Source organism: Compostibacillus humi (genome assembly GCF_014637175.1).
GTDB classification, from domain to species: domain Bacteria; phylum Bacillota; class Bacilli; order Bacillales; family Amphibacillaceae; genus Oceanobacillus; species Oceanobacillus humi.
This window is the reverse complement of sequence record NZ_BMEV01000003.1, coordinates 83,798-93,496: the sequence shown is the minus strand read 5'-3', so window position 1 is coordinate 93,496 and position 9,699 is coordinate 83,798. Positions and strand designations below refer to the sequence as shown.

Genomic DNA, 9,699 nt, shown 5'->3' with positions numbered 1-9,699 from the left:
ATCCGCTAGATATGAAATTTTGCGTCATACATAATCTGGAACCGCCGTATACGGAACCGTACGTACGGTGGTGTGAGAGGGACGGAGGTTAGTCACCTCCCCCTATCTCAATTTTAAATAACAGGAAATTGGGAGAAATTTCTTAGTTGAATCTAGGGAAAAAGGATGAAATATTAAAAATTATCGGGGAATCTCTATAAAAAAAAGGATATTCTGAATTTTTGTAGAATAAGATTAAGGGAGTCTGTCAGTTAAAAGGAGGAAATCGATTGGAAAATATTAGAGTCTGTTTAGTGGATGATAACAAAGAGTTAATACACATGATGGAAGAATACTTTGAAAAAACGGAGGATATTGAAGTTATCGGAACAGCATATAATGGGAAAGATTGTGTCAAGCTGGTGGATCAACTAACACCAGACGTACTGGTTTTGGATATAGTCATGCCCCATGTAGACGGATTGGCTGTACTAAAATCATTGCGAATGAATCAGCTCATGAAAAAGACAAAGGTCATTATGCTGACCGCTTTTGGACAAGATGAGGTGATGAAAAAAGCCGCCAATCTCGGTGCATCCTATTTTATTTTAAAACCATTTGACTTGGACTATTTAGCTGAACAGATCCGCCAAGTCCAATCACCGGTTAAACAAACTTCCTCTTCCAATTTCTTAGAGCATCAGCTTGCAAATGAAAAAGTTGATTTGGAATCGAGCATTACCAACATTATTCATGAAATAGGCGTGCCTGCCCATATCAAAGGCTATATGTATTTACGGGAAGCCATTACGATGGTTTACCATGATATTGAATTGCTCGGGTCGGTTACAAAAGTTTTATATCCGGAGATTGCAAAAAAATTTAATACTACTCCTTCCCGGGTGGAACGGGCTATCCGCCACGCCATTGAAGTGGCCTGGAGCAGAGGAAATATTGAATCGATTTCGGCATTGTTTGGTTATACCATCAATATTACGAAGGCAAAACCGACAAATTCTGAATTTATTGCGATGGTCGCGGACCGTCTTCGCCTGGAACATAAAGCAAGTTAGTTAAAAAACACATAAAATAATCCGAATACTTTCCGTATTCGGATTATTTCTTGTTATTCAAAAAATGACTGATATAATGAACGGACAGCGGGCTCTAAATCTTCTTCTTTAATGCCGAACATCATAGAAACTTCTGATGAACCTTGATTAATCATTTCAATGTTAATCTTTGCATTGGAAATAGCACTAACCGCCTGTTTCGCAACTCCAATTGTATTGACGAGCCCTTCACCGACAACCATGATTAGAGCAATGCCTCTTTGCAAGCTGACCGTGTCTGGGTGAAGCTCTTCTTTAATTCGCCGTAATACGATTTCTTCCTTTTCTGGAGGCAAGTTTCGTTCCCGGATGATAACGGACATGTCGTCGATACCGGACGGGGCATGTTCAAAGGAAATGCGTTCATCTTCCAAAATTTGCAACAATTTTCGGCCAAAACCAATTTCCCGGTTCATTAAATATTTGCTGACATAAATAATGACAAAACCTGAATCACTGGCGATACCGGAAACAACATGATCGTCCAGTTCCCTTTCGGCAACAACGAAGGTACCCTTTGCTTTCGGGTTGTTTGTATTTTTGATGCAAATCGGTATTTTTTCTTTAATTGCAGGAATAAGTGCTTCGTCATGGAAAACTGAAAATCCGGCATAGGAAAGCTCGCGCATCTCCCGATACGTCAATACGGAAATTTCTTTTGGATTATTTACAATCGCAGGATTCACAGTATATACAGAGTTTACATCGGTGAAGTTTTCATACATTTCTGCTTTTACGCCAGCAGCAATAATCGCTCCTGTAATATCAGAGCCGCCCCGGGAAAAAGTGACCAATTTTCCTTCTTTCGTATATCCGAAGAAGCCAGGGATAACAAGGATGCCATCAACATCCCGCAACTGATAAATTTTGTCGAAGCTTTCCGGCAATATTTGCGCATTGCCCGGGTCATCGCTGACAATTATTCCTGCTTCCTTCGGATTTATATACCGTGCATTTAAACCGATTTTACATAAGTAGCTCGAGACAATTTTTGCGGAGTTATCTTCCCCAAGCGCTTTAATCCGGTCTAATTTCATCCCGTCAGGGAGGTCCTCTGTCAGCACGGTTTTAATTGATTTTTCAATTTCTGCGTATAAAGCAAGATCTAATTCAAGTTCATTGATAATTTCCTTAAACCGAGCTAACACATCGGCGTAATATCCTTCATATTGTTCGCCCTTAATATAAGTTTCCCCCATCGCAATGAGTAAATCGGTAATCTTTACATCATCTGCGTACCGTTTACCAGGGGCGGAAACAACAACAAATTTTCTTTTTTGATCCTGCTTAATAATCTCGGCAACTTTTTTAATCTGTGTACCATTTGCTACGGAACTTCCTCCAAATTTTGCTACTTTCATAAGAATCCCCCTAAACATCGGTAAACTTATATTTTTATATCATATCATAATCAATAAATAATTGTACGGAAAAATGAAAAAAAGATGGGTTCTACCCATCTTTTCTTGTATCCTCAGGTTGTTCAGGAATTGCATTATATTTATTTTTCCGGTCCCGATAGACGATAAACCCGCCGATAAAAAGGGTTCCGCCAACAAAGAGGATAAGCCCGGCGAAAAATTGTAAACCCGGATTAAAGAATATCGGATAATATTCCGCAAACAGGGAATCCCGCATGATCTTTATTCCAAAGACAGCGAGGATGCCAGGAATTAATAAAACAAGTAATGCAATTATTCGCATCGAAAATTCTCCTCAAAGTTGTTGATAAGAAAAGTATATCAAAAATATGGACAAATCGAAAAGAATACCTTTGCGATATATCGCATAATTACGTATGATAAAAGTGTGCAAAAGTTTGCAATCTTACGAAAGGGGGGTGCGGATGAAAAGTGTGTTAATTATTGGCGCCGGCAGGGGCGGTACAAGCCTAATTAACATTATTCAGGAAACAAAAAGTTTGAAAATTGCAGCTGTTATCGATAAGAAAGACGATGCTCCTGGTATCCTTCTTGCCCGCAGGCTACATATTCCGACGGACAATAATTGGACCCGCTGGTTACATAACGATTTAGACATAATTATCGAAACGACTGGTGACGATACCGTTCTGAATTCGATTTTGAAGCAAAAGAATGAGCGGACAATTGTCATTCCCGGATCGGTCGCCTATATTATTTATGAATTGTTTGAAGAAAAAGAAGCGCTATTAGACGAGCTGACGCTGCAAATGAAAAATCAGGAATTAATGATGAAACATATCCGGGATGGAATGATCATCGTTGATCGGAACGGAATTGTTCAATTTGTAAACGAGAGCGCTACCGATATTATCGGCTGTCCGAAAGAACAATTTATCGGACAACACATTAAAAAAATTATTAAAAACAGCCGACTGACAAATGTCCTTGAATCCCACAAAAAAGAAATTAACCAAAAATTCGTCCTGGAAAACGGCAAACAAATTGTAACGACTAGAATTCCGGTAATTAATCAGGAAAATGAACTAATCGGAGCGATAGCAGTATTTAAAGATATAACAGAAGTTATCAAGCTTGCTGAAGAAAATACTGATTTAACAGAAATTAAAACGATGCTGGAAGCGATTATCATGTCCTCCAATGAAGCAATTTCAGTGGTGGATGAAAATGGAAACGGGCTGATGATAAATCCTGCCTATACGCGGATTACCGGATTAACGGAAAAGGATGTTATCGGAAAACCGGCAACTGCTGATATTTCTGAAGGGGAGAGCATGCATTTCAAAGTGCTGCAAACGAAAAAAACGTTCCGCGGTGTCCGGATGAAAGTTGGTCCAAAAAGAAAGGATGTCGTCGTTAATGTCGCCCCTGTTATTGTCAACGGAAAAGTAAAAGGAAGTGTTGGCGTTATTCATGATGTCTCGGAAATTAAAGCTCTGACTTCCGAATTACAAAGGGCAAGACAGATTATTCGCAACTTGCAGGCGAAATATACTTTCGATGATATAATCGGTAATTCTCCGCAAATGAAATTAGCATTGGATCAGGCAAAGATAGGAGCAAAAACTCCGGCAACCGTCTTGCTCCGCGGGGATTCGGGAACAGGAAAAGAACTTTTTGCCCATGCTATACACAATGAAAGCGACCGGAAAAATAATAAATTTATCCGGGTTAATTGTGCAGCAATTGCAGAATCTATTTTAGAGAGTGAACTATTCGGCTATGAAGAAGGAGCCTTTTCCGGAGCTAAACATGGCGGCAAGAAAGGATTGTTTGAAGAGGCTAACCTGGGCAGTATATTTTTAGATGAAATCGGCGAATTGTCATTAAGTATGCAGGCAAAATTATTAAGGGTACTGCAGGAAAATGAAATTGTCCGGGTCGGAGGAACTAAACCAATTTCGATAGACGTCAGAATCATCGCAGCGACGAATGTAAATTTGGAAAAAGCGATAGAAAACCATTCCTTTCGTAAAGATTTATATTACCGCTTAACAAGACTTCCTATTTATATTCCGCCGCTGAAGGAGAGGATGGAAGACCTGCCTTTGCTTGTAAATCATATTATCTTAAAAATCAACCAGGACTACGGCCGCAATGTAAGAGGAATATCAGACGATGCACTGCATGTTTTAAAACAATATGATTGGCCAGGAAATGTAAGGGAATTAGAAAATATTATTGGCCGGACAATGATTTATATGGATATGAATGAAGAAATAATCCAGAGGGAACATATCCCGAATTTAGAAATTTCCCAAAACGGACATTCAGCAGCCATGCTTCAAACACGGGAAGCCCGGTCGCTGAAAGAAGCAACCGAACAATTTGAACGGGATTATATTCAAATGATGTACTTGAAGCATGGTCGTAATAAAACTCAAACGGCAAAGGAATTGAATATTTCGATTCGAAATTTGTACTATAAGCTGGAAAAGTATCATCTTGTATAAATTTGCCTGCAAAACGATGCATATATGCAAAAAGTTGCACAGTCATAAAAATGTAAAATAAAGCGCTTACAATATTTGATAGTTGGCATGTATTTTGCTTATATTTTAATGGAGGATAAAATAAAAGGGGGATAAAGATGGAAATATTTGGATATATGGAGAAAGATAACTATGAACAACTTGTCTTTTGCCAGGATAAAAATTCAGGCTTAAAGGCAATTATTGCGATTCATGATACAACGCTGGGCCCGGCCCTCGGGGGAGCGAGGATGTGGACCTATGCCTCAGAAGAGGAAGCCATTGTGGATGTTCTCCGCCTGGCAAAAGGAATGACGTATAAAAATGCTGCTGCCGGTTTAAATTTAGGCGGAGGAAAAGCAGTGATTATCGGAGATCCGAAAAGGGATAAAAGTGAGGAGTTATTCCGTGCCTTCGGGCGTTTCGTCCACAGTTTAAACGGACGTTATATTACGGCGGAAGATGTAGGGACGACGGAAGAGGATATGGATATTATCCATCAGGAGACAAATTTTGTGACAGGAATTTCATCCACCTATGAAGGTTCAAGCGGCAATCCTTCTCCAGTAACGGCTTATGGGGTATATTTAGGTATGAAAGCAGCAGCAAAAGAAGCCTTCGGATCCGACTCTCTCACTGGAAAAACTGTTGCGGTTCAAGGAGTAGGCAGCGTTGCCTATGGGCTTTGTGAGCACTTGTATCAAGAAGGTGCGAATCTGATTGTAACTGATATTAACAAGGAAGCTGTTCAAAGAGCGGTTGATAATTTTGGAGCCAAAGCAGTGGATCCAAATGACATATACGATGTCGAATGTGATATATATTCGCCGTGTGCGTTAGGTGCTACAATTAATGATGAAACGATACCTCGGATCAAGGCAAAGGTGATTGCCGGTTCCGCCAACAACCAGCTGAAATCCGACTATCACGGAGTACGATTATATGAAAAGGGAGTTGTTTACGCGCCAGATTACATCATTAATGCCGGCGGTGTAATCAACGTTGCCGACGAGCTGGAAGGGTATAACCGAGCAAGGGTCATGAAAAAAGTAGAAGTTATCTACAAAAATTTAACTAAAATTTTCGATATTTCTAAACGGAATAACATCCCGCCCCATGAAGCTGCCGATAAAATGGCAGAGGAACGGATTGAATCGATCCGAAAATCGAGGCAGCCATTTTTATTAAACGCACATCATACGCTAACGAACCGATTATCTCGTTCATAACCGCGGAGGAAGGGAGTTAAGCAAATATGGCTGAAGAATATGATTTAGTAGTACTTGGCGGAGGGACTGGCGGTTACGTTGCAGCAATCCGGGCATCCCAGCTGGGAATGAAAGTGGCAATCGTAGAAAAAGAGAAGCTTGGGGGAACGTGTTTGCACCGGGGTTGTATCCCGTCAAAAGCATTGTTGCGCAGTGCCGAAGTGTATCGTTTAATGAAAAATTCCCAGCAATATGGAGTGGAAATCGAAAACTTCCGCCTGGACTTCGCTCAAGTCCAAAAAAGGAAGGAAAATATCGTGAATACGCTGCATCAAGGCGTAAAATCCTTAATGAAAAAATGGAAGATTGATCTATATCATGGGTTTGGCCGCATTTTAGGCCCGAGCATTTTTTCTCCATTATCAGGAACGATTTCTGTTGAATACGAGGATGGAAGGGAAAATACAATGCTCGTACCTAAATATGTGCTTATCGCCACCGGATCTCGGCCAAGCGCCCTTCCCGGATTGGTACCGGACGGGGTCAATATTGTCACCTCTGACCATTCTTTAGAATGGGATAATTTGCCTTCCTCTGTTCTTATTATTGGCGGCGGGGTGATCGGTGTGGAATGGGCATCTTTACTTGCAGATTTTGGCGTGGAAGTAACCGTGTTGGAATACGCGGAGCAAATATTGCCGAATATGGACGATGCGGTCGCGAAAGAATTAACAAATCAGCTAAAGAAAAAGGGCATCGAAATCGTCACCGGAGCAAAAGTGTTGCCCGATGCGAGCAGTTCATCCGGACGGATGGAAATCACTGCCGAGCTGAAAGACGGAGAAAGGAAAATGTTTCAGGCGGAAAAGATTTTGTTGGCAGTCGGCCGGTCACCGAATACGGAAAATATCGGACTGGAAAATACAGACATCGAGCTTGAAAATGGCTATATACGCACGAGTGAATTTTATCAGACGAAAGAATCCCACATATATGCTATCGGTGACTGTATCGGCGGATTGCAGCTCGCCCATGCAGCCAGCCATGAAGGAATTATTGCTGTAGAACATATGAATAATTTGACCCCTGAATCTCTTTCCTATGAAAATATACCATCATGTATTTATACCGATCCGGAAGTTGCATCCATTGGCCTTTCGGAGAAGGAAGCGAAGGAGAGGGGAATGGAAGTAAAGGTCGGAAAATTTCCTTTTCAAGCCATTGGCAAGGCCCACGTTCATGGTGATACGGAAGGTTTCGTAAAAATTATTGCCAATAAAATAAATGATGATATAGTCGGCATTCACATGGTGGGACCGAATGTGACCGAGCTCATTTCGGAGGCAAGTTTAGCAAAATTATTAGACGCAACGCCGTGGGAGATATCAAAAACCGTCCATGCCCACCCTACTTTGGCAGAAATCATCGGAGAAGCTGCCATGAGTGTAGATGGAAATCAAATTCACGGTTAGCGGTAAAGGAGGAGGAAATGTATGTCTGTAAAACGCCATGAAGCATTAGGGTTAACTGATACGGAAGTCATTGAAATGTTTAAGACGATGCTGTTGGCACGGAAAATCGATGAAAGAATGTGGCTATTAAATCGTGCTGGCAAAATCCCTTTCGTCATCTCCGGTCAAGGACAAGAAGCAGCGCAAGTTGGTGCAGCTTTTGCTTTAGACCGGACAAAAGACTACATTGCACCGTATTATCGAGATATCGGAGTCGTCCTTACGTTTGGCATGACTGCAACCGAACTTATGTTGTCTGCATTTGCCAAAGCAGAAGATCCGAACTCCGGCGGAAGACAAATGCCGGGCCATTTTGGCCAGAAAAAGAACCGTATCCTTACCGGTTCCTCACCGGTAGCAACTCAAGTTCCCCACGCTGTCGGTGTAGCATTGGCAGCGAAAATGGAAAAGAAAGATTTTGTGTCCTTTGTTACGCTAGGTGAAGGTTCCACAAACCAGGGTGACTTTCACGAAGGTCTAAATTTTGCCGGAGTCCATCAATTGCCTGTCATTACAATGGTGGAAAACAACCGATACGCCATATCCGTTCCGTACGATAAACAAGTGGCAAGCAGCAATATTTCGATCCGGGCGAAAAGCTACGGAATGGAAGGTGTTACCGTAAACGGGAACGACCCGCTGGAAGTGTATCAGGCGGTGAAGGAAGCAAGGGAAAGAGCGATACGCGGGGACGGTCCGTCATTAATTGAAGCAGTTACATACCGATTGACTGCCCATTCCAGTGATGACGATGATAAATACCGTATGAAGGAAGAAGTAGCGGAAGCAAAGAAAAATGATGCCATCGTTTCCTTTAAACAATATTTATTGGAATCCGGGGTTATGACGGAGGAAACCTTAGATAATCTAACGAAAGAAATCGACACGGAAGTGAATAAAGCGACGGATTATGCTGAAAAAGCTCCGTATGCCAAACCCGAAGATGCACTAAAATTTGTTTACGAGGAATAGGGAGGGAACTTTATGCCTGTCATGTCATATATCCAAGCTGTTACTGCCGCATTGCGGGAAGAGATGCTGCGGGATGAAAAAGTATTTATTTTAGGGGAAGACGTGGGAAAAAAAGGCGGTGTTTTCCGTGCCACCGAAGGTCTTTACGATGAGTTCGGAGAATACCGGGTATTGGACACTCCCCTTTCCGAATCAGCCATTGCCGGAGTAGGGATAGGGGCTGCCATGTATGGAATGCGTCCGGTTGCTGAGATGCAATTTGCCGATTTTATTCTCCCGGCAGTCAACCAGATATTGTCGGAGGCTGCCCGTATTCGTTATCGCTCTAACAATGATTGGAATGTCCCGATTACGATTCGTGCGCCATACGGCGGCGGGGTTCATGGAGCATTGTATCACTCGCAGTCGGTCGAAGCGATCTTTGCCAATCAGCCGGGATTGAAAATTGTAATGCCTTCTACGCCTTACGATGTAAAAGGGCTACTGAAGTCTGCAATCCGTGATAACGATCCCGTATTATTTTTCGAGCATAAACGGGCATATCGGCTATTAAAAGAGGAAGTTCCTGACGAAGATTATACGATTCCGATTGGAAAAGCAGATGTGAAGCGGGAAGGGTCAGATATTACGGTTATTACGTACGGTTTGTGTGTTCATTTTGCATTACAGGCAGCTGAAAAATTAGCCCAGGAAGGAATCGACGTTCATATTTTGGATTTAAGAACGGTGTATCCGCTGGATCAAGAGGCAATTATTGAAGCGGCACGAAAAACCGGAAAAGTTCTCCTTATTACGGAAGACAATAAGGAAGGAAGCATTTTAAGCGAGGTAGCAGCAATTATTGCCGAGCATTGCCTATTTGACTTAGACGCGCCGATTCAAAGGCTTGCCGGGCCGGATGTGCCAGCAATGCCGTATGCGCCGACGATGGAGAAATTTTTTATGATTAACCCGGATAAATGTGAAAAAGCGATGCGTGACTTAGCGGAGTTTTAATCAGAAGG

At 42.0% G+C, this 9,699-nt stretch carries 8 protein-coding genes; 6 read left to right on the top strand and 2 right to left on the bottom strand.

The features are described from left to right. Positions 1-269 precede the first annotated feature (269 nt). The gene (spo0A, locus tag IEV18_RS01525) at positions 270-1,052 is read left to right on the top strand and encodes a sporulation transcription factor Spo0A (protein ID WP_188390602.1); all 783 of its coding nucleotides are present in this window, start codon (positions 270-272) and stop codon (positions 1,050-1,052) included. Between the two features lie 53 nt (positions 1,053-1,105). Here the strand turns inward: spo0A and IEV18_RS01520 are convergent, their stop codons facing one another. Together IEV18_RS01520 and IEV18_RS01515 are read right to left on the bottom strand one after the other, a co-directional pair. After that, the gene (locus IEV18_RS01520) at positions 1,106-2,452 is read right to left on the bottom strand and encodes an aspartate kinase (RefSeq protein ID WP_188390601.1); all 1,347 of its coding nucleotides are present in this window, start codon (positions 2,450-2,452) and stop codon (positions 1,106-1,108) included. A 91-nt stretch (positions 2,453-2,543) separates the two neighbouring features. Further along, entirely contained in the window at positions 2,544-2,795 is a 252-nt protein-coding gene (locus tag IEV18_RS01515; protein WP_188390600.1) for a DUF2627 domain-containing protein, read from the bottom strand. Between the two features lie 142 nt (positions 2,796-2,937). Here IEV18_RS01515 and IEV18_RS01510 point away from each other — a divergent pair, with 142 nt between their 5' ends. The 5 genes from IEV18_RS01510 to IEV18_RS01490 all read left to right on the top strand — a co-directional run bounded on the left by IEV18_RS01510 (position 2,938) and on the right by IEV18_RS01490 (position 9,691). Next, positions 2,938-4,986, top strand: coding sequence for a sigma-54 interaction domain-containing protein (locus IEV18_RS01510; protein WP_188390599.1), 2,049 nt, complete (start codon positions 2,938-2,940; stop codon positions 4,984-4,986). A 137-nt stretch (positions 4,987-5,123) separates the two neighbouring features. After that, on the top strand, positions 5,124-6,233 hold the full coding sequence (locus IEV18_RS01505) for a Leu/Phe/Val dehydrogenase (RefSeq protein WP_188390598.1): 1,110 nt from the start codon (positions 5,124-5,126) through the stop codon (positions 6,231-6,233). Positions 6,234-6,259: 26 nt separating this feature from the next. Beyond that, the gene (lpdA, locus tag IEV18_RS01500; protein WP_188390597.1) at positions 6,260-7,684 is read left to right on the top strand and encodes a dihydrolipoyl dehydrogenase; all 1,425 of its coding nucleotides are present in this window, start codon (positions 6,260-6,262) and stop codon (positions 7,682-7,684) included. A 21-nt stretch (positions 7,685-7,705) separates the two neighbouring features. Further along, the gene (locus tag IEV18_RS01495) at positions 7,706-8,695 is read left to right on the top strand and encodes a thiamine pyrophosphate-dependent dehydrogenase E1 component subunit alpha (protein WP_188390596.1); all 990 of its coding nucleotides are present in this window, start codon (positions 7,706-7,708) and stop codon (positions 8,693-8,695) included. Between the two features lie 12 nt (positions 8,696-8,707). Beyond that, entirely contained in the window at positions 8,708-9,691 is a 984-nt protein-coding gene (locus IEV18_RS01490; RefSeq protein ID WP_188390595.1) for an alpha-ketoacid dehydrogenase subunit beta, read from the top strand. The last annotated feature ends 8 nt before the right edge of the window (positions 9,692-9,699 follow it).

Coding starts and splice junctions, on each gene's coding strand:
- IEV18_RS01520 (WP_188390601.1), bottom strand. CDS start 2,452: ATGAAAGTAGCAAAATTTGGAGGAAGTTCCGTAGCAAATGGTACACAG.
- IEV18_RS01515 (WP_188390600.1), bottom strand. CDS start 2,795: ATGCGAATAATTGCATTACTTGTTTTATTAATTCCTGGCATCCTCGCT.
- IEV18_RS01510 (WP_188390599.1), top strand. CDS start 2,938: ATGAAAAGTGTGTTAATTATTGGCGCCGGCAGGGGCGGTACAAGCCTA.
- IEV18_RS01505 (WP_188390598.1), top strand. CDS start 5,124: ATGGAAATATTTGGATATATGGAGAAAGATAACTATGAACAACTTGTC.
- lpdA (WP_188390597.1), top strand. CDS start 6,260: ATGGCTGAAGAATATGATTTAGTAGTACTTGGCGGAGGGACTGGCGGT.
- IEV18_RS01495 (WP_188390596.1), top strand. CDS start 7,706: ATGTCTGTAAAACGCCATGAAGCATTAGGGTTAACTGATACGGAAGTC.
- IEV18_RS01490 (WP_188390595.1), top strand. CDS start 8,708: ATGCCTGTCATGTCATATATCCAAGCTGTTACTGCCGCATTGCGGGAA.